Consider the following 20,468-nt stretch of genomic DNA (forward strand, 5'->3'; position numbering starts at 1 on the left):
GAAAGAGGGCTATCACCACGCTGTCTGTTCGCTAAGGCCCGGATAAGGCGGTACTCGGGCCGCTATCAACGGGGCGTCGATCGGGGGCCGCCACCATTCCGCGAGTGGAATCACCCAGCGGCCGGGTGGGCGTGCTCCCGCCCGGCCGGCGCGCATCGTCGACACCACCCGACCCGACGCCACCCGAACCCGGACTCGAACCCGGACTCGAACCCGGACTCGAACCCGGACTCGAACCCGGACTCGAACCCGGACTCGGGCTCGAACCCGGACTCGGACTCGGGCTCGGGCTCGGGCTCGGATCCAGCCCGGACCCCGACGCCACTCTGCGGCTCCCTCTCCCCAGGCGACCGGACATCGATCCCGATGCCACTCAACGGCTCACGCTTGCGCCTGAGGGACAGTCGGAAACCGGGCTGCCTGAATCGGTGGCTACACGGCGGCCCGCCCCGGACCGCGTGGCCACAGGGCATCTCGTCATCTCGATGGCGGCTGTGGTGTTCGGGTTCGCGGCGCTGGCCACGGCCCGAGCCCGCACCCCCGGGCCTGCGCTGTCGATTCTGATCAGCTGGACGGCGGTGGCGGCGACGGTCGAGGCGCTGATGCGGCGGCCGATGCGACTGCCCGTGCTGCCGTTCGCCGCCCTCGCCGCCGTGCTCGCCTGCCAACAGGGTGCACGGGCGGTCGCGATGATGCTCGGTTCGGCCGGGGTGGTCCACGGGACGATCGCGGTGATGTCGGTTCCTTCGCGGCGGATCAGAACCGGTCGTGCTCGGAACACGAGGCAACCACGGACGACGCCGGACCATCGATTCCGGGCAACCGGCCGTGGCACGTAGCGATACGGCCGGGCCCGAGCCACCGAATGCGGCTCATCACGGACCGTCGACTCACGGGACCGTCGACTCACGGGACCGTCGATCCAGAGCGGCCACACGATGGTGACCACGGCCCTGGAGACGCCCCTCCGACTCTCCACAGGGCCGTCGATCGCTGGTGGCTCCGGGACACGTAGTTCTCAGGGAGTAGTAGCTCGTACCATAAAAGATTTTTGCGGTTAAACAATCATAAGTCGGTACTGTCAGCTCGGCCGAGCGCCTGTCGAAGAAATAGGTGATCAGAAGGGATCAGCGGTGGCCGGACGCGTGATGCTTGCGGCGCAATACCTGGTGTACGCCTTGGCCCTGGCCGGTATCGCCGCCGCGGCCGGCACCGGTGCCGCGCCGGTCGAAGCTGCCGCCGGGCCGGGGATGTTCTGGTTCGACATCGTTGCCGTGGTCTACGGATGGCGCGCCTGCCGACATCCCGGGCTGGACCCGCCGATCCGCCGGGTGGCCCGCACGTTGCTTGCCGCCTTCGTGATCACTTTCGGTATCAGCCTGACGTTCACGATCACCGGCACCGGCGCGTTCCCGCAGCCCGGTGACATCCCGCACCTCCTGGTGATGGCCGTGCTGTTCGTGGCGCTGCTGCTCGTCCCGATGCGTGCCGCCTCCCGCCGGGACCGCCTGAAAACGCTTCTCGACGCCGGCACGGTCGTGCTCGGTGCCTCGATGGTGCTGTGGTACGTGGCGCTCGGCCCCGCCCTGGAGAGCGGAAAACGATCAGTCGCGCTGCTTCTCGCCGCGGCCTGTTATCCGGTGGCCGACCTGCTGGTGCTGTTCGCCCTGGCGCGCGCCCTGTTCTGCGGAGACGGCCGGATCGGTCGCCGGGTGCTGACCTGTATCGGTCTCGCCAGTCTCACGCTGTTCGTCAGCGACGCCTATCTGGGGTATGCCCAGTCGCACATGACCACGGTGCACCGGTCGACGTTCGAGTTCGTCTGCTGGCTCACCACACACCTGATGCTCTGCTGCGGCGCGATCGAGCTGTGGCGTCAGACCGTCCATCCGGTGACCGTTTCCGACACCTTTCGGCGCGGTGTGGCCGGCAAACTCCCCTACCTGGCGGTCGCCGTCGGTGTCTCGCTGACGGCGGTGGCCGCGTGGCGCGAGCACGAGGTCTTCCCGTGGCTGGGGCTGGTCGTGGGCAGCACCGGCCTGACCGGGGTGGTGATGCTGCGGCAGGTCCTCGCGCAGAGCGAGACCGCCGAGGCGGCGGAGACCGACGCGCTGACCGGTCTGGCCAACCGGGCCCGGTTGCACGAGGAGTTGACGCGCGCCCTGCAGCGGTCGGCGCGGACCGGCCGCCCGGTGGCCGTGCTGCTGATCGACCTGAACGGCTTCAAACAGATCAACGACACGCTGGGTCACCTGGCCGGTGACGGCCTGCTGGCCGCGGTGGCCGAGGCGATGCAGGCCTCGGTACGCCAGGACGACCTGGTCGGACGTCTCGGCGGTGACGAGTTCGGCATCCTGCTGCAGTCGGTCGCGGACGAGGCCGGCGCGGCGGCGATCGCCGAGCGGATCATCGAGGCCATCGCCGGCCCGTTCGTGATCGGGTCGGTGCCGATGAGCGCGTCGGCGAGCATCGGCGTGGCGGTGAGCGCACCCGGCGAACTCGATCCGGACACTGTCCTGCACCGGGCCGACGTCGCCATGTATGACCGGAAACGACAGGGCAGCGGCTGGCAGGCGTGGCAGCCGGATCTGGAGTCCGGCGGCACCGACACCCTCGGCACCGAGCTGGGCCGGGCCGCGGCGGCCGGGCAGCTGCGGCTGTCCTACCACCCGATCCGCACCCTCGACGGTGCCGAGGTCGGCGCGTCGACCGCGCTGAGCTGGGAACATCCGGAGATCGGCACGATCGCCCCGGAGGTGTTCCTGCCCATCGCCGAACGCACCGGCGTGGCCGGGCAGATCACCGACTGGACCCTGCGCCGGGCGATCGCCGACGCCGCGACCTGGGACGACGGCTACGTCACCGTGGCGGTCACCCCGCAGCAGTCCCGCCATCCACGGTTCACCGCCGACGTGGCCGAGGCCCTCGCGGCCAGCGGCCTGCCCGGGAACCGTCTGGTTCTGACCATGACGGGCGACGCCCTGAACGAGACCTCGATCGCCCGGCTGCGCGAGCTGGGCGTCCGGGTGGCGGTCCGCGACCTGGGCCGGACCTTCGAGGCGCTGCACGGCCTGTCGGTCAACGTCCTCGATCTGGGGAGGGCCCGCGGGGAGAGGGAGGTCGTCGAGGCGCTGATCCGTCTCGGTCAGGCGCTGGGTCTGTCGACCCTGGTCGGCGGCGTCGAGGTGCCACCGGACGCCACCGATCTGAGCGGCCTGCCCTCCCCCGCGACCCCGGTCACCTGCTGATCACCCGCTACTCGCCGCGGAACACCGGTGGGCGGCGTTCGAGGCTCGCGGCGATGCCTTCGGCACTGTCGGCGGTGGACCACAGGACCTTCTGTTCGGCCAGCTCGTGGGCGAGCGCGTCGCGTACCCGCAAAGCAAGATCTCCCCGTAGGGTCGCGCGCATCGCCCGGATCGCCAAGGGCGCACCCGCGGCGATCTCCCGAGCCAGATCGTGCGCGGTCTGGCGGACCAGGCCCGGCTCGGCGAGGCGGTCGGCGAGTCCGAGGTGTACGGCCTCCGCACCGCCCACCCGGCGGCCGGTGAGCAGCATCCCGGTCGCCGCCTGCCGGCCGATCAGCTCCGGGAGTGTGACGCTGAGCCCGAAGCCCTGGTGAAATCCGAGCTTGGCGAAGTTGGCGACGAACCGGGTGGATTCCTCCGCCACGCGGAAGTCCGCGGCGCACGCCAGGCCGAGACCGCCGCCCACGGCGCTGCCCTGCACGGCAGCGATCATCGGGGTACGCACGTCGAACAGCCGAGCGGCACTCCGGTACAGCCGGTCCGCCGCGTCGACGTGATCAGTCGCGAAGTCGCCGCTGCCGAAGTCCGCGCCGGCGCAGAAGTGCCGCCCCTGCGAGGCCAGGACGATCACCCGGCAGGCACGGTCCTCGTCCAGTTCCAGGGCGGCGTCGGCGAGCCGCCCGATCAGCGACTCGTCGAAGTGGTTGGCGGGCGGCCGCCGCATCTCCAGCACCGCGACGTGGTCCTCGACGGACACTTTGAGATCCGGGTTCACCCGCATCCTCCCGAATAGACGAACCGAACAAACGAACCGAGCAGACGGACGGCCCGCACCCTGCCAGCACCGCAGTATCGGTCAGTCGGCGGGGTCCCATCGGTGGGACTTCGACGCCGTCCGCATGATGCTGCCGGGCATCGTCCGAGGTCTATCATCCTGGTCACCGAACGTCAGGCCGGTCCATTGATCACATACGCGGGAACGAAGATGTCGCTCTTCCTTAGTTATGCCCAAGAGGACGGCAAGATCGCTGAGGAGATCGCCCGGAAATTGCAGCAGCGACACCATGAGGTGTTCCGTTTCGAGGATCCCGCACAGCGCGGCAAGCAGTGGGTTCGTCGCCTCGAGGAGGAGATCAACGAGGCTCAGGGATTCCTTGCGCTGCTCTCGCCGAGTTATCTCGTCTCGGGGTGGTGCCGCCGGGAAAGGGAGTTGGCACTGATCCGAGAAAACGATCTTCAGGCCGATGGACGAGACACACAATTCGTCCACGTGGCTCGGGTCGGCCCCACACCGTTGACCGATCCCGGATTTCTGCGGACCTATGATTGGCACGATCTGGTCGCGCCGGATGGCATGGTCCATCTGCTGGACGTATTGGATGCCCACATGGGATCCCGAGGCAACGCCGCACCGGGCGACCCGGCGTCCGGGCCGGCGCTGACCGCCTTCCGCAACCGGGAGCAGGAGCTGCAGCAGCTGCTGCACGGGGTCACCACGCTCGGCGGGCACTGCTTCTGGCTGGTCGTCGCGCCCCCGCAGCTGGGCAAGTCCTGGCTGCTCGATCAGGTGAGCGCCGAGCTGACGCAGGGCCGCGACGGTCGTCCGTGGCGGGTGCGGCTGGTCGACCTCCGGGTACTGCCGTCGGATGTCCGCAGCGACACCACCAAACTGCTCGCCCACATGTTCCCGGCCGTCGACCCGCAGTCCGCGCCGCCCACCGGCGCCCGCGAGATCACCAAGATGATCAGCGGTGACAAGCAGCCCTACGCGTGTCTCCTCGACGGCGCCGACCTGCTCGATCGCGGCGCGGCGGACGCGCTCCGCAAGCAGCTGTCCCAGGTACACCAGCGGCTGCAGGCGTCCGGGCATCCGGCAGCCCGGCTCGCCGTCGTCGTGGCCGGCCGGCGCAACGAGGAGTGGCTGCCGGTCAGCCCGGCGCCCCGGCTGAACCAGTTACCGCTGACCCGGTTCGGCGCCGAGGTCATCAGCCAGGCCCTGCGTGACCTCGCCGCCCAGATGGACCGGAGCTTCTCCCCTCGGGAGATGGAGGTGCACGCCGAGTTCGTCCACCGATTCACCGAGGGCCTGCCCGCACTGGTGGTGGAGTGCCTGCAGTGGGTCCGGCGGGAGGACAGTTGGGCCGACATCGCCGACCTGGACAGCACCACGTCGTTCGACCGGATCGCCCGCCCCTATGTGGAGAACAGGCTGCTGTCGACCGAGAGCCTCATGCCGGAGGGCGGCCGTGACCTCGGCGACATCCGGGACGTGCTGTCGCACGCTCTCCGGGTGCTCACCCCCTACCGGGTGCTCACCCAGTCCCATCTGGCCCACTACTGGGCCGCCGACGCCGCGCTGCACCAGGCGGTGTCCGCCGGCGGCTGGTCGCCGCCGGACCTGTGGGAGGCGCTGAACCGGACGGCGCTGTTGGCCCGTCCGCACGACGAGCCGTGGACGGCGATCCACCCGCCGATCCGCCGCCTGTTGTTCCGCCACTTCCACCCGGCCGCCGCCGACCGGGCCGCCGCGCACCGCGAGGCCGCCACGTACGTCGAGCAGTGGATGGAGAGCCCTCGCGGCAAGGAGTCCGGTGTCGGCGTGGTGGAACGGCTCTGGCACGAGGCCTCGGCGCTCGCCCTGGAACGGCCGGCCGAGCTGACGGCGGTCCTGTCCGCCACCGCCGACCGGATGCGCGAGCGCCTGCGGCCCTCCTCGTTCTACGTCGCCGGGGAACTGCGGGACTACGTGGCCACCCGGATCAGCCGGGACGAGGAGTTGCAGGAGGTCCTCGGCGTGGAGTCCGGCCTGGCGAACCGGCTGATCGCGATCATCTCGTCCCCCGCGGGAGGCAGCGATGCATGAGCCCGGCCTCTACCCCGACTACGTCCCCCGCCCGGCCGAGGAGAAACAGATCCAAACCGAGCTGGCCCGGGTACGCGAGGACGGCGAGAGCCGTGCCGTTCTGCTCTACGGTCCCGGCGGGGTGGGCAAAACCCAGATGCTCCGCGCGCTCGGCGCCCGGGGCCGGGACGGGGTGGCCGTCTGGCTCGCCCCGATCGACATGGACGACTCGGAGTATTGGCTTCTCTCCAATCTCGAACGCAGGACGGTCGAGCAGCTCGACCCGGACGGCGGACACTTCGCCGAGTACCTCCGATACCTGTCCGAGCTGCCCCGGCTGGAACACGACGACATCGCGTACGAGACCGTGGTCAGCCACCTCGCCCGGATCAAGCGGGTCTTCGTCGAGTGTTACACCTCGTTCGTCCGGGCCACCGGCACCGTCGTGGTGATCCCGCTGGACACGGTCGAGGCGATCCGCGGCATGGATCTGCTGGTCACCGTGACCCAGTGGATGAAATCGCTGCCGAACACGCTGTTCCTGCTCTCGGGCCGGCCGCCGCACGGCGGTGAGGAGGCGCTGGACGCCATCGCCGAGCAGCTCAGCGATCCGCATCAGCACATCCCGGTGACCTCGCTGCGTCTCGGGCCCTTCGGCATGGTCGAGTCACTGGCCTATCTGGAGACCAGCGCGATCGCCGGTGCGCTGACCGCCGAGGAGAAGTCCAAGTTCGCCCACCTGGCGCAGGGCCATCCGCTCTGGCTGGCGATCACGCTGGACTATCTGCAGGACCGTGGGATGCCCGAGGAGGCCGCGGCGAGCCTCGCGGAGATCGCAGCCGACCTGCCCCTTCCGGGGGAGCCGACTCCGGCCGGTCGCCTGCTGCACGAGGCTTTCAAGCGCCGCCTCGTCACGCCGTACCGCGACAGCGATTTCTGGCACGAGGCCACCAAACGTCTCGCGGTGATCCGCAAGAACGTGAGCCTGCCGATCTGGCTGGAGCTGATGGCGGACCGGCCGATGCCGGCCGAACTGGCCTCGTGGCAGGACGCGTGGTTCCTCCTGCTGGACATCCCCTGGATCCGGCCGCGCGCCAACCGGCACTACGTGACGCTGCACGACGCGTTCGCCGACGAACTCGCCCAGCGGATCATCCCGGTCCACGACAGCGATCAACGGTGGCGCCGGGACCTGTGGGAACGCGCGGTCCGCATCTACGGCGTCCGGGCCGACGAGCAGGCCCGCGTCTACCGGGAACGGCGGGCCTCCCTCAACGACCGGCTCCGCGCCAAGGTCGAGGACGACACCTCCGCGGCGCCGGACGCCACCTTCATCCTCGAGGTGGAGCATCTCAGCCAGGACAAGCGGGAGCTCGACCAGTTGCGCACGGCGCACCTGTACTACCAGGTGCTGCTCGACCCGGAACCCGGCTGCCGGGAGTTCCTGCAGTCCGTCGAGCAGGCCCGCCGGGACAACGACGTGTTGTTCCAGAGCCTGGTCACGATGGAGATGCAGCGTTTCCTGCCGGGTGCGGACCGCACCCCCGCCGTCACCGAGGCGGTCGCCGAAGCGGTCGACTCGTTCCACCGCTGGCTGATCGGCACCTCTCCGTCCGTCTACGTCGACATCGGCATCGCCATCGCGGCGTACCTCGTCACGACCGAGAGCTGGCAGCCGGCCGCCGTGGTGCTGGAAGGCCTGCCGGTCCGGCACTCGCCACCGCTGAGCCGTTACCAGGTCCACATTCTGCGGGGCAACGTCTACATGCGGTTGCCGGGCCGGGTGGCCGAGGGCCTGACCGAGTTCGAGCTGTCCCTGGCCGAGACCGACTTCCTGCCCGAGGAGGACCGGCCGAAGCGCCGGGCCGAGGCCGAGAAGGAACTCGGGTTCTACTACCGCAACGTCGGGCGCTGGGACCGGGCCGACGCCGCGTACGGCCGGGCCCACCAGCTCATCTGGGAGAAGGTCCGCAAACGCAGCCCGGCAGAGGACCAGGGCGAGATGGCGTCGATCCGTATCAACTGGGCGTACGTGAAGGGCCTCAGCGGCTCCCGGCACGAGGGCCACCAGCTGGTCGAGAGCGCGATCAAGATCAGGCAGCGGTTCCAGCAGCGGTCCGGTGAGGGCATCGGCTGGAGTGTGCACGGCGAACTGCACCGGTTCGACGGCGAGTTCGACCAGGCATGGCGGTGTTACCGGACCGCCGAACGACTGTTCCACAGTCTGCGCAGCTGGCACTGGCTCGGTCAGATCTACCAGCAGCAGGCGGTCTGCCTGCATCAGGCGATGCGCCGCGGTGTCGAGGTGGAGGGTGTGCCGCACCCGGCCGAGCAGGCGAAAAAGCGCATCGGCCTGGCCCTGGACATCTGCCGGGACCAGGCGATCCGCAGCTACCCGTCGGCGCTGAACCGGGCCGGGCGCATCTACGGCAGCACCGACCGGGACCGGGGTCTGCGGTACCTGCACGAGGGCATCACGCAGGCACGTGCCCTGTCCGACGGCTGGTTCCTCTTCGCCAACATGGTCGAGTACGCCGAACTGAGTTACGAGGCGTGGCAGCTCACCGGCCGGGACCACTACCGCGCACAGACCGGCGTCCACGCCGACGAGATCGCGCAGGTGTCCGCGGACTACACCTTCCCCAGCCTGGCGGGACGCTGGCGGCTGGTTCAGGGCCACGTCCTGGTCCGGCAGTCCCTGGAAGCCGGCGACCCGGACCGGCTGCCGGACGCCCTTCTCCACTACACCGAAGGATTCCAGCGCATTGCGGAGGGCTATCAGCGCTCCCATGGCGTGACCGCCATTCCCGACCAATTCGCTAAATTCCGCGAACTGTTCGTCCGGCTCCCGGAAAACGTCCAGGAGCAGTGGGAGGAGAGTCTGCGGCAATCGTGGGGCGGATCCGTCGAGCTCCTGGCACGGTTGGAAGAGCTGTACTGATCTGTTACCGCTTCTCGCCGACCGCATGGAGGCTGGATCGTGGCGAGCATGCAATCCGACGGGCACGCCGTCGTGCTGTCCGGTGCCGATGTCGGCGGCGACGGCGGCCGCCTGGTGCACAACTGCGAGGACTGCGCCTGTGAGGTGAGCAGCACCAGCGTGCGGCGGGCACCACGGCAGCCGGCGCCGGGTGAGAACGACGACGTCTGGGTGAGTGGGCGCAACGTCGTCGAAATACCCGTGGACGACGCGTACAGCACCTTGTTCAATCCGCTGGGGCACGGCGGCGCGGTGGTCGTCGACGCGGCGGCCCGGCGGATTTTCCGTGGTTTCGCCGATCCGGTGACGGTGCCGGCCGCCCGGGCGGCGCTGGATGCCGCGACCCGGGCGGAATTCCATTCCGTGGTGAATCGGCTGCACGCTCTGGAAATGATCGAGCCGGCCGATTCCCCGGTCCGGCCGGACTTCTCCGGATCGGACCGCGGGGAGATGCTCACCGCCTGGCTGCACGTGACCAACGACTGCAATCTGCGCTGCCCGTACTGCTATCTCGCCAAGACCCGGGAGCCGATGGACGAGGCGACCGGCCGGGCCGCGATCGACGCCGTGGTGGCCTCGGCGGTGCGGCACGGATTTCCCGCGGTCAAGATGAAGTACGCCGGTGGCGAGGCGACGCTGAACGCGGACCTGGTGGTGACGCTTCACGCGTACGCGAAGGAGGTGGCCGGGAGGAACGGCCTGGACCTGCACGCCACCGTGCTGACGAACGGCGTCATGGTGCCGCCCCGGCTCGCCGCGGCGCTGGCCGGTGAGGACATCAAGGTGATGATCTCGCTGGACGGGGTGGGGGCGAGCCACGACGTGCAGCGTCCGTCGACCGCGGGCAAGCCGTCGTTCCGGATGGTCGAGCGGACCATCGCCCGGCTGGCGCAGCTCGGTGTCGCACCGCATCTGTCGATCACGATCACCAGCCGGAACGCGGACGGGGTGGCCGACGCGGTGCGTTTCGCCCTGGACCGCGACCTCACGTTCAGCCTGAACTTCTTCCGCGACAACGAGTGCGCCTCCGGGTTCGACGACCTGCGCTACGAGGAGCAGCAGATGATCGCGGCGTTGCGGGCGGCGTTCGCCGTGATCGAGGAGCGCCTGCCACCGTGGAGTGTCCTCGGCACGGTGCTCGACCGTGGGCAGTTGCTGCAGCCCCGGCAGCACTCGTGCGGGGTCGGCCGCGACTACGTGGTCGTCGACCAGCACGGACGCGTCGCCAAGTGTCACATGGAGATCGAGCGGACGCTCGGTGACGTCTTCCGCGACGACCCGCTCGAACTGGTCCGCTCCGATACCCGGACGGTGCTCAACCTGGCCGTCGAGGAGAAGGAGGGCTGCCGCGACTGCTCGTGGCGGTACTGGTGCTCGGGCGGTTGCTCGGTCGCCACGTTCCGGGCCACCGGGCGGTTCGACGTGAAGTCCCCCAACTGCCACATCTACCAGGCGATCTACCCGGAGGTGCTGCGGTTGGAGGGCCTGCGCCTGTTGAAGTACGCCCGCCCGAGCTGACCGTCACCCCAGTTGCCGGCACATGCGCAGGCTCACGATGTGGTCGTCGACGCGGGACAGGGCCGCACGGACCGTGTCCATCGGCTGGAAGCCGCGCGCCCGGTAGAAGCCGATGCCGTTGCGGTCGCCGAGGAAGACCGACACCCACATCTCGGTGCCGCCGGCTGCCCGGATCTGATCGGTGACGCTGTCGAGCATCAGGGTGCCGAGGCCGCGCCCGCGCTGGGCCGGCTCGAGGTAGATCAGGGAGAGTTCGCCCGCGGTGGGGCCGCTCATGCCGCCGCCGGCCGCGCCGAGGATCCGGCCGTCCTCCTCGATAACCTGGTATCCGAACCAGTCCGGTGGGGCGGGTGACACCTCCTTGGCGACCCTCTCCGGCTCGTAGAACGCGACGACGCTGCGTTCGATGTAGCCCTCGGGCAGAAGGTCCCGGTACGCGTCGCGGTAGGACGTGGAGCAGATCCTGGCGATGCTGGACACGTCGGCTTCGATGGCGGGGCGGACAACGGCGGTCAACGATGATCCTGGCACGTTCGCAAGATTAGTTGTGTTGCCCTGCAAGATCGTAGGGTTGATCGTTGAAGATCCATCGATTATGGCCCCCGAAGGTCGACCGGTTCCCGATCATCAATATCGTGGTCGGGTGATCGACAAGCCCCTCGCCGAGCCGGTGGATCCCTACGACCCGCCGCTGCCCGAGATTCCGTACGACCCGCCGACGGCTCACGATCCCGCGCCGCCGCCGGAGCCGGAGCCGGTCCAGCAGGAATCAGTCTTGGAGAAGAGGGGCAACCGGCCGCTCGTCGGGGCGGTCGTCGCACTCGCGGTCGTGCTCTGCGTCGGCATCGGCGTGGTGATCGGGCAGCTCACCCCGTCGGCGTCCACTGCCGAGCCGCCATCAACGGCTGCTGTCACGAAGACCGCGGCGCCGGTGTCCGACGACCCGGACACCTGGCCGGAGCTCGCGGCGCTGCCGGCGTCCGAGGCGGTGGCGGCCCCCGACCCCGGCCCGGAGACGCGGATCCACTTCCGGAACACCGGCGGCGCCTCCGTCATGGTGTCGTGGATCAACTACGACGGGGAGCGCAGGGACTACGCCGCCCTGACCACCGGAGAGACGTACACGCAGCAGACCTTCGCCGGTCAGTACTGGGTGGTCTCCGGCGCGGACGGGACGGTTCTCGCCGCGTACCGGACTCTCGCCACGCCCGCGCAGGTTGTCATCCGCTAACCGGTCTGCGACCGAACGGCTCCACACGTTTACTCCAGGTATTCGGGCCGCCACCGATTGTGGTGTGCAACGCCGACAACGGCGCCCGATCCTGGAGGAACCCCCATGCAGATCCGTCACCGCGCTGCCGTCGTCACCGCCGTCGCCGGTATCGCCCTGACCGGCATCGCCACCGCCACCCCCGCACTGGCCGCCACCGCCGGCTCCAGCGTGCAGGCGGGCTCGGGCAGCAACGTGAAGACCTTCACCACCGAGGGCACCGTCTCCGGCGTCGACGCGACGAAGGGCACGGTGACCGTCACCGATGCCACCGGCAAGAGCACCGTGGTCTCGGTCTCCCCCAAGGCCCTCGTCACCGTCGACGGCAAGCTCACCGTGGTGGCGAAGCTGCCGCTCGGCGCCGGCATCACGCTCTCCGGCAATGTCACCGACGGCGGGATCTCGCTGGCCACCAAGGTCTCGGCGGCCTCGGTCCTGCCGTTCGCCACCGCCGGTTCGGTGGTCTCGGCCGACGACGCCAAGCGGACCGTCACCGTCAAGCGGCTCTCCCTCACCACCGCCGGCGGGTTCGCCACCGACGTCATCCCGGTCGCCGACAAGGCCCTGATCACCCTGGACGGCAAGGTCACCGGGCTGGGCAAGCTGACGTCCGGCGCGACCGTCGTGGTCACCGGCGTCACCACCAACGGCGTCTCCTCGGCCAAGACCCTGACCGCCCTGTCCCGCTGGGACCTGAACCTCTCCGGCGCCGTCACCGCGGTGGACGTCAAGTCCGGCACGATCACGGTCTCCACCGGCCCGTCGGCCAAGCCGCTCACGCTGAAGGTCGACCCGAAGGCCACCGTCACGATCAACGGCAAGAGCGTCTCGCTGGCGGACCTGCCGGTGGGCGCCTCGGTCAAACTGAGCGGCTCCGAGACCACCGTGGGCACCTCGGTGCTGGGCATCACCGCGAACGTCGCCGCCACCTCCACCAAGAAGTAGGCAGACGCGGAAGGGCCCGGCCTGGGGAGGCCGGGCCCTTCACTCAGTGCGTGACTCAGGCGATGTCGAAGCGGTCCAGCTCCATGACCTTGGTCCAGGCCGCGACGAAGTCCTTGACGAACTTCTCCTTCGCGTCAGCGCTGGCGTAGACCTCGCTGACCGCGCGCAGCTGCGAGTTCGAGCCGAAGATCAGGTCGACCGCGGTGGCCGTCCACTTGACCTGGTCGGTCGCCAGGTCACGGATCTCGTAGACGTTCTCGCTGTCCTCCGACACCTTCCACTTCGTGCCCGGGGAGAGCAGGTTGACGAAGAAGTCGTTGGTGAGCACGCCCGGCTTGTCGGTGAGAACGCCGTGGGCCACGCCACCGACGTTCGCGTCGAGCGTCCGCAGGCCGCCGAGCAGGACGGTCATCTCCGGGCCGGTCAGGTTCAGCATGTACGCCCGGTCGACGAGCAGCACCTCGGGCTGGGTCTTCTCGTCCGCCCGCAGGTAGTTGCGGAACGCATCGGCCCGCGGCTCGAGGACCGCGAACGACTCGACGTCGGTCTGCTCCTGGGTCGCGTCGGTACGTCCCGCGTGGAACGGCACGGTGACCGGGACGCCGGCGTCGGCGGCCGCCTTCTCGACCGCGGCCGAACCGGCCAGCACGATCAGGTCGGCCAGCGAGATCTGCGCGCCACCGGCGGCGTTGAACTCGCCCTGGATCTGCTCGAGCTTGGCCAGCACGTCACCGGTGGCCGCGTTGACCTCCCAGCTGCGCTGCGGCTCCAGGCGCAGGCGGGCGCCGTTCGCGCCACCACGCTTGTCGGTGAACCGGAAGCTGGCGGCCGACGCCCAGGCGGTGGAGACCAGCTGGGCGATCGTCAGGCCGGAACCCAGGACCTTCTCCTTGAGGGCGGCGATGTCCGCATCGCCGACCAGGGCGCCCTCGACGGCCGGAACCGGGTCCTGCCAGAGCTGCGCCTCGGGCACCCACGGGCCGAGGAAACGGCTGACCGGTCCCATGTCACGGTGCAGCAGTTTGTACCAGGCCTTGGCGAACGCCAGCGCGAACTCGTCCGGGTTCGCCAGGAACCGGCGGGAGATCTTCTCGTACGCCGGGTCGACGCGCAGCGACAGGTCGGTCGTCAGCATCGTCGGACGGTGCTTCTTCGACGAGTCGTGGGCGTCCGGGATGATCTCCTCGGCGTCCTTGGCGACCCACTGCTTCGCTCCGGCGGGGCTGGTGGTGAGCTCCCACTCGTACCCGAAGAGGATCTCGAAGAACCGGTTGCTCCACTGGGTGGGCTTGTCGGTCCAGGTCACCTCGAGGCCGGAGGTGATGGTGTCGCCACCCTTGCCGCTGGCGTGCGTGCTCAGCCAGCCGAGGCCCTGGGCCTCGATCGGGGCGCCCTCGGGCTCGGCGCCGACCACACCGTCGGCCGGGGCCGCGCCGTGGGTCTTGCCGAAGGTGTGACCGCCCGCGATGAGGGCGACGGTCTCCTCGTCGTTCATCGCCATCCGGCGGAAGGTCTCGCGGATGAACCAGGCCGACTCGAGCGGGTCGGCGCTGCCCCGCGGACCCTCCGGGTTGACGTAGATGAGGCCCATCTCGGCGGCGCCGACGTTCGGCGCCATCTCCTTGTCGCCGACGTAGCGCGAGTCACCGAGCCAGGTGTCCTCCTGGCCCCACAGGATCTCCTCGGGCTCCCAGACGTCCACCCGGCCGAACCCGAAGCCGAAGGTCTTGAAGCCCATCGACTCCAGGGCCACGTTGCCGGCCAGCACCAGCAGGTCGGCCCAGGAGATCTTCTGGCCGTACTTCTGCTTGACCGGCCAGAGCAGGCGGCGGGCCTTGTCCAGGTTCGCGTTGTCCGGCCAGCTGTTGAGCGGGGCGAACCGCTGACCGCCGTCACCGGCGCCACCGCGGCCGTCGTGGATCCGGTAGGTGCCCGCCGCGTGCCAGCTCAGGCGGATCATCAGACCGCCGTAGTGGCCGAAGTCGGCCGGCCACCACTCCTGCGAGGTGGTGAGGACCTCGGTGATGTCGGCCTTGAGCGCGTCGACGTCGAGCTTGGCGAACTCCTCGGCGTAGTCGAAGTCGGGCGCCAGCGGGTTGACCTTCGGCGAGTGGGTGTGCAGCGGCGCCAGGTCGAGCTGGTTGGGCCACCAGTCACGGTTGGTGCGCGGGCGGCCACCGGTCTGCGGGGTCGGCGCGTCGATCGCCGGGTTCTCGCTCTCGCTGCCGCTGCCGTGAGCGACCGGGCATTTGCCCGCGGTGTCCTGGTTGTCGGTCATTGCTGTCCTTCCGAGCCGGCGTTCTTGGTGAGGCATTCGGGGCATACACCCCAGAAGACGACCTCCGCCTCATCGACCGCGAAACCGTGGTCGTCCGAGACGGTGAGACAGGGGGTCCGTCCGACGGCACAGTCGACGTCGGCGATCGTGCCGCACGAGCGGCACACGATGTGGTGATGGTTGTCGGCAACCCGGGTCTCGTACCGCGCGGTCGCGCCGGCGGGCTGGATGCGCCGCACCAGACCGGCGTCGGTCAACGCGCGCAGCACGTCGTAGACCGCCTGGTGGGAGACCGTGGGCTGGCCGGCCCGCACGAGGGCGATCACCGTGTCGGTGTCGGCGTGCGGGCGGTCGTGGAGCGCGGCGAGCACCGCCAGACGAGGACGGGTGACGCGCAACGAGGCCGCCCGCAGCTGAGCCGCGAAGTCGGACGTCATGCGAAGAACCTAGCGGACTTTTCTGGAGTGAATCAAGTTTTGAAATCACCTCACACCGGCGCCACCCGATTACGGCCGGCCCGCTTCGCCTCGTACAGGGCGGCGTCGGCGAGTTTGGTGAGCCGCTCCGGCTCGTCGGCGAAACCGGCCGCGTCGGTGGCGACACCGGCACTGATCGTCACGATGCCCGCGTCGGCCAGGACGTGCGGGACGGCCAGCTCGGCCACCGCGCGAACCAGCCGGCCACCGGCCCGCAGCGCGATGTCGCCGGTGGTACCGGGCATCACGACGCAGAACTCCTCACCGCCGTACCGCGCCACCAGGTCGGTGCCGCGCACACTGTCTCGCAGCGCCTCGGCGACCACCCGCAGGCACTCGTCGCCACCCTGATGACCATAGTGGTCGTTATACCGCTTGAAGTGGTCGATGTCGATCATCACGACGCTGATCGGGGCGCCGGTCCGCCGCGAACGGACCCACTCGTCGGCGAGCACCGCGTCGAGCTTGCGGCGGTTGGCCAGCCCGGTGAGCGGGTCGGTGACGGTCATCAGCTCCAGGCGGTGGTTCGCCTCGGCCAACTCCTCGGTCCGCTCGGCGACCTTGCGTTCCAGGGACGCGTACAGGCGGGCGTTCTCCAGCGAGACGGTCAGCTGGCCGGCGATCAGGCGGACCGCGTCCAGCCGGCTGACCGAGAACGCGCGCCGGCTGAGCCGGTTCTCCAGCACCAGCATCGCCGCGGGCCGCCCGTGGTTGAACACCGGGACGACCAGCAGCGAACAGTGCTCCAGCCCGGCCAGACAGGGGTCCCGCCCGACCCGCTCGTCCCGGGCGGCGTCGTCGACCAGCAACGGCTCCCCGGTCCGTTCGGCGTAGCGCACCGCACTCAACGGCAGCAGCCCCTGGAACGCCGCCTCCTCCACCGGCATCTCGGCGCGGTCGTCGAGGGCCGGCAACACCCAGCCCTCCCCCACCGCGAGGATCATGTGGACCGTGGTGGCGCCGGTGAGCTGACTCAGCACGTGCCGGACCCGGCCCTGAAGCCGGTCCAGGGAGGTCTCCGAACTCAGCGCCCGGGCGGCGTCGAGCACCGCGATCAGGTCGATGTCCTCGACGGACAGGTCCACGCTGTGACTACTCGACACACTCCGGCCGCCGGGCGCCCGGGAGAACTCGGCCAGCCCCGGCTCCTCCCGCCGCAGCCGGCGCACCTTGCCGGTCGCGCCCCAGCGCGCGTACCCGTCCATCGCCTCGGCCATCAGCCGGAGTCCGACCTGCTGGTAGCCCCGGCGCAGATAGAACCGGGCGGCCCGCTCGAAGATCAGCGGTCGCTGCCAGGCCGTGCCGACGTCCCCGGACACCGCCATCGCGTCGTCATAGGCCGCCGCCGCACCGTCCGGGTCACCGACGGTCTCGGCCCGAACCGCCTCGGCGAACCGCAGCAGGTACCGGAAGTTCGGCGGATGGTCAGCGGCACGGGCGGCCAGGAATCCGACGCAGCGGTCCCGCTCCTCGGCCGCCCCGGCCTCACCCGCCCGGACCTGCGCGCCGAGAACACCGAGAAGATGCGTGGTGACGGTCAACGAGGTGCCGGGCGCCGAGGACACCAGCGGCACCGCCCGGGCGCTGTGCGCTGCCAGAACGGCGTCCTCGCCGAGGATCGCGGCGGACAGCCCGCGAATCGTCAGATAGATCAGGACGGCCATGTCGTCACCGGCCAGAGCCGCGAGGTGCGCCTCCTCGTCGAAGCCCTCCGGCGGCTGATCCGTTCCGGTCCGCATCGCCTGCGCGAACCGTCCGGGAACAGCAAACGTGAGACGCTCCCGAGCCGCACCCAGACGATCGGCCATCGCCAGCGCCGCCGTCACCTCGTGCTCCAGGGCGTCCAGATCGGCACAGTCCACCATCTGCGTCAACGAGGTGTAGAACGTGTAGAACGCGTTGTGCGGGTCCCCCACCCGCAGCATCCCCTCCCGCGAACTCTGCGCCAGCGCCACCGACCGCGACAGCGGCTCGAACCACGACCCGGTCGCGATCGCGTGCATGAACCTGGCGTGCAGCGCACCGTGTTCCCAGCCCCGGGCCTCGCAGACGGCCATCACGTGCCGCGCCGCGTCATAGGCGTCCCGGTATGCGCCGCCACCGCCGATCGTGACCCAGCCGATGTGCCCGAGCGCCGCCACCAGCGGTTCGCAGACGCCGTCACCGGACCAGATGCCCGCGGCGGTGGCGACCAGCCATGTCGTGATCTCGGGGTCGACGAAGAGCGCGGCCAGGGCCATCCGGCTGATCACCACGGACGCGGTCAGCAGCCGGCAATCGGTCAGCTCCGGCAACGGGGCATCGGCGTCGTGAGCGTCCAGCCACTGATAGAAATCGGCCAGACCGGCCCGGCCAATCGGCCCCATCCGCTCCCTGCCGGGCACGTCGACACCGAGCCGCCCCAGCATCCCGAACCCCAGCGTGAAAACCTCGTCCATCATCCGCCGCCGCAACAGGGCACTGATCTGCTCGGCGGCCGGATTCGCCAACCGGATCGGATCCGGCTCGGTCGCCGCGATCTCCTCGAAAAGACGGTCGGCCTCGTCGAACCGGCCCAGCGCACACAGCGCGGCATGCCAGTCGACGGTCGTTTCGGCGTACTCCGCATCGGTCTTCTCCCGAAGACGCAGCGCGGCCGCGAGATAAAGCTCGGCGCCCGCATAGTTCGCGAGCCGCCGGGCCGCTGCCGCGGCACGCCGGAAAAGACCCGCCACCGACGCTTTCTCTTCGTCGTGTGCGCCTTTCTCTTCCTCGTGTGCGCCCTTCTCCTCCTCGTGTACGGCCAGAGCACTCATTCCGGCGAGATAGTGTGGCGCCGCCGACAGCTCCGGTACGGCCGCCCCGGTCAGCCGACGGGCGATCGTGAGATGGAGTGCGGCACGCGCCCCCGGATCGATGCCCGCGGAAGCCGCCTCCTGCACCCGGTCGTGCCGGAAACGCGCCACATCGTCGTGCAGAACCAGCAGACCGTCGTCGACGGCCGGTCCCAGATCCAGCGGGTCCCGGCCGCTCGCGATCCGCACCGTCTCCCGGTCGGCCTCCGCGCCGAGACAGGCCATCACCTCGACCATCTCCCGGGTACGCGGCGGCAGGGCGGCGATCCGCGCACCGAGCAGGTCCACCACGTCCCCGGACCCGACGAAACGCCGCAACGACGCGCCGTCCCAGGTCCAGCCGTCGCCCTCCGGCACCAGTTCGCCCTCACGCCGCAACGCGTCGAGCAGTTCCACCGTGTCGAACGGATTACCTCCCGTCCGCTCCGCGAGAACCGCGGCGAGAGGCCCCGCATCGGCACGGGAAAGGCGCAGCATCTCCGCGACCAGGGTGGTCAGATCCTCCGCTCCCAGCGGCTCGAGCAACACCTCGGCGGCGTTTCCCCGATCCCGGCGCAGGCGGGCCCGCAACGCGCTCAACGGGTGAGTCTCGTCGATCTCCTCCACACGGTAGGCGCCCAGAACCAACAATCCGGGAATGCCGTCCTCGCCCAGCATCTCGTCCAGGAACTGCAGGGCGCCGGACGTGGCCCACTGCAGATCGTCGACGAAGAGGACAACCGGATTCTCGGCGCTCGCGACGGTCCGCAGAATGGCCGTCCCGGCCGCCCGGACATGAACGAACTCCGCGACCCCTTCGGTGTCCGGCTCCTCCGCGGCGAGGAGTGCGCGGAAAGACGGCTGGATCGCCGCGATAGCCCGCAACGATTCCGGGCCGAGCGCGGCCCGCAGGCGCTCCCGCAGACCGGCGACCACGTCGTCCGGCTCGGCCAGCAGCATGGCACCCAGACGGGCGAACGCCTCCCGCACCGCGTCACCGCCGTGGCCCTTCTGGAACTGGTCGAACTTCCCGGAGACCATCCGCCCGCCGACCGCGGCCACAGCCGGGCGCAGCCGCTCGACCAGCACCGTCTTACCGATCCCCGGCGGCCCGGTGAGCAGGGCGAAAACGCTGTGCCCGGCGCTCGCCTCGGCCAGCAGCCCGTGCAGGGCGGCGATCTGCGGGTCCCGCCCGATCAGCCGGGCCGGAGGCACCAGCCGGATCGGGAAATCCCGCGCCCCGAGCCGGAAACCGTCCGGGTTGCCGCGCTCCCACCGGTCGTGGAGGAGTGCCAGGTCGTACGCGAGCCCCTCAGCGCTCTGATACCGCCGGTCGGGTTCCTTGTGCAGCAGCCGCATCAGGATCTCCGACAGCCCCTTGGGCAGATGCGGGTCGACCTGGTGCGGAGCGTCCGGCAGCCGCGCCAGATGGTCGTGGATCAGTTGGAGCGGATCGTGGTCCCGCCCGAACGGCGGCGCCCCGGTGGCCAGCTCGTAGAGGGTGGCCCCCAGCGCGTACAGGTCGGCCCGGTGATCGATGGGCCGGCCGGTCCGCCCGGTCTGCTCCGGAGCGAGGTACGGCAGGGTGCCCGCCATCCCCTCGTCGGGCACCGGCACGCTGCGGTCCTGGGCGGGCAGCACCGCCAGCTCGAAGTCGATGACCACGGGCAGATGGTCCACCCCGACCAGGATGTTCGCCGGGCTGATGTCCCGGTGCACCACCCCACGCCGGTGAACCCCGGCGAGCACGCCGGCGAGCCGGTGCGCCAACTCGATGAGCCCACCCACCGGCCAGGGCGCGGGCAACTCCCCCAGCGGGGTCCCCACCGAGTCCACGACCGCAACGACCCCGGCTTCGCCTTCTCCGTCGTCGACGCCCGGGGCGAGCACCGGAACGCCGGGAAGTCCCTGCAGCCGGCGCAGCGCCGCCAGCTCGTTGCGCAGACGCTCCCCCGCGCGCGGCCCGAGCGGCCGTTTACACACCAGCCAGGTGCCGTCGGCCGCACGAACCCGCGCGACATGGGTCCGGTCGCTGTCGTGCAGTACGTCTTCCGGCGTGTCAGGCCCCACGCCATCCGATCGGCATTCCCACGCCGTC

The 20,468-nt window shown here is 70.1% G+C and carries 12 protein-coding genes and 1 pseudogene; 8 read left to right on the top strand and 5 right to left on the bottom strand.

The genetic code is table 11. The annotated features are described in order from the left end of the window. Nucleotides 1–485: 485 nt before the first annotated feature. Together WH85_RS50780 and WH85_RS47475 are read left to right on the top strand one after the other, a co-directional pair. Nucleotides 486–839 (top strand): hypothetical protein, encoded by a 354-nt coding sequence (locus tag WH85_RS50780; RefSeq protein WP_157411260.1) that lies wholly within the window; start codon nt 486–488, stop codon nt 837–839. 294 nt (nt 840–1,133) lie between these two features. Continuing rightward, the gene (locus tag WH85_RS47475) at nt 1,134–3,248 is read left to right on the top strand and encodes a putative bifunctional diguanylate cyclase/phosphodiesterase (RefSeq protein WP_052720865.1); all 2,115 of its coding nucleotides are present in this window, start codon (nt 1,134–1,136) and stop codon (nt 3,246–3,248) included. Nucleotides 3,249–3,255: 7 nt separating this feature from the next. Here the strand turns inward: WH85_RS47475 and WH85_RS28450 are convergent, their stop codons facing one another. Beyond that, entirely contained in the window at nt 3,256–4,029 is a 774-nt protein-coding gene (locus WH85_RS28450) for an enoyl-CoA hydratase/isomerase family protein (RefSeq protein WP_211275469.1), read from the bottom strand. 204 nt (nt 4,030–4,233) lie between these two features. On the opposite strand from WH85_RS28450, the pseudogene WH85_RS54195 reads away from it, so the two are divergent. The 4 genes and pseudogenes from WH85_RS54195 to WH85_RS28470 form a co-directional block, all read left to right on the top strand. Continuing rightward, nucleotides 4,234–4,530, top strand: a pseudogene (locus WH85_RS54195) (toll/interleukin-1 receptor domain-containing protein); the annotation flags it as partial. 105 nt (nt 4,531–4,635) lie between these two features. Then, nucleotides 4,636–6,111: a hypothetical protein gene (locus WH85_RS28460; protein ID WP_045745098.1), complete on the top strand. Its 1,476-nt coding sequence runs from the start codon at nt 4,636–4,638 to the stop codon at nt 6,109–6,111. Then, the gene (locus WH85_RS28465; protein WP_045745099.1) at nt 6,104–9,031 is read left to right on the top strand and encodes a MalT transcriptional regulator family protein; all 2,928 of its coding nucleotides are present in this window, start codon (nt 6,104–6,106) and stop codon (nt 9,029–9,031) included. Before WH85_RS28460 ends, WH85_RS28465 begins: the two co-directional genes overlap by 8 nt. 48 nt (nt 9,032–9,079) lie before the next feature. Continuing rightward, on the top strand, nt 9,080–10,588 hold the full coding sequence (locus WH85_RS28470; protein WP_052720866.1) for a radical SAM/SPASM domain-containing protein: 1,509 nt from the start codon (nt 9,080–9,082) through the stop codon (nt 10,586–10,588). A 3-nt stretch (nt 10,589–10,591) separates the two neighbouring features. On the opposite strand, the gene WH85_RS28475 is transcribed toward WH85_RS28470, so the two are convergent. Next, nucleotides 10,592–11,104: a GNAT family N-acetyltransferase gene (locus WH85_RS28475; protein WP_052720867.1), complete on the bottom strand. Its 513-nt coding sequence runs from the start codon at nt 11,102–11,104 to the stop codon at nt 10,592–10,594. A gap of 127 nt (nt 11,105–11,231) precedes the next feature. Here WH85_RS28475 and WH85_RS28480 point away from each other — a divergent pair, with 127 nt between their 5' ends. After that, the gene (locus WH85_RS28480) at nt 11,232–11,819 is read left to right on the top strand and encodes a VHL beta domain-containing protein (protein WP_045745100.1); all 588 of its coding nucleotides are present in this window, start codon (nt 11,232–11,234) and stop codon (nt 11,817–11,819) included. Between the two features lie 105 nt (nt 11,820–11,924). Next, complete coding sequence (locus WH85_RS28485; RefSeq protein ID WP_045745101.1) at nt 11,925–12,803, top strand: hypothetical protein; 879 nt, start codon at nt 11,925–11,927, stop codon at nt 12,801–12,803. A gap of 55 nt (nt 12,804–12,858) precedes the next feature. On the opposite strand, the gene katG is transcribed toward WH85_RS28485, so the two are convergent. The 3 genes from katG to WH85_RS28500 are packed head-to-tail and all read right to left on the bottom strand — an operon-like array spanning nt 12,859 to nt 20,440. Further along, nucleotides 12,859–15,081 (bottom strand): catalase/peroxidase HPI, encoded by a 2,223-nt coding sequence (gene katG, locus WH85_RS28490; protein ID WP_045745102.1) that lies wholly within the window; start codon nt 15,079–15,081, stop codon nt 12,859–12,861. After that, nucleotides 15,078–15,518, bottom strand: coding sequence for a Fur family transcriptional regulator (locus WH85_RS28495; protein ID WP_045745103.1), 441 nt, complete (start codon nt 15,516–15,518; stop codon nt 15,078–15,080). The genes katG and WH85_RS28495 overlap by 4 nt, the downstream gene beginning before the upstream one ends. Nucleotides 15,519–15,568: 50 nt before the next feature. After that, complete coding sequence (locus WH85_RS28500) at nt 15,569–20,440, bottom strand: diguanylate cyclase (protein ID WP_045745104.1); 4,872 nt, start codon at nt 20,438–20,440, stop codon at nt 15,569–15,571. Nucleotides 20,441–20,468: the final 28 nt, after the last annotated feature.

Origin of the sequence: Actinoplanes rectilineatus, assembly GCF_000962825.1 — a bacterium.
In the GTDB taxonomy this organism is placed as follows: Bacteria; Actinomycetota; Actinomycetes; order Mycobacteriales; family Micromonosporaceae; genus Actinoplanes; species Actinoplanes rectilineatus.

Coding starts and splice junctions, on each gene's coding strand:
- katG (WP_045745102.1), bottom strand. CDS start 15,081: ATGACCGACAACCAGGACACCGCGGGCAAATGCCCGGTCGCTCACGGC.
- WH85_RS28485 (WP_045745101.1), top strand. CDS start 11,925: ATGCAGATCCGTCACCGCGCTGCCGTCGTCACCGCCGTCGCCGGTATC.
- WH85_RS50780 (WP_157411260.1), top strand. CDS start 486: ATGGCGGCTGTGGTGTTCGGGTTCGCGGCGCTGGCCACGGCCCGAGCC.
- WH85_RS28450 (WP_211275469.1), bottom strand. CDS start 4,029: ATGCGGGTGAACCCGGATCTCAAAGTGTCCGTCGAGGACCACGTCGCG.
- WH85_RS28460 (WP_045745098.1), top strand. CDS start 4,636: ATGGGATCCCGAGGCAACGCCGCACCGGGCGACCCGGCGTCCGGGCCG.
- WH85_RS28465 (WP_045745099.1), top strand. CDS start 6,104: ATGCATGAGCCCGGCCTCTACCCCGACTACGTCCCCCGCCCGGCCGAG.
- WH85_RS28470 (WP_052720866.1), top strand. CDS start 9,080: ATGCAATCCGACGGGCACGCCGTCGTGCTGTCCGGTGCCGATGTCGGC.
- WH85_RS28495 (WP_045745103.1), bottom strand. CDS start 15,518: ATGACGTCCGACTTCGCGGCTCAGCTGCGGGCGGCCTCGTTGCGCGTC.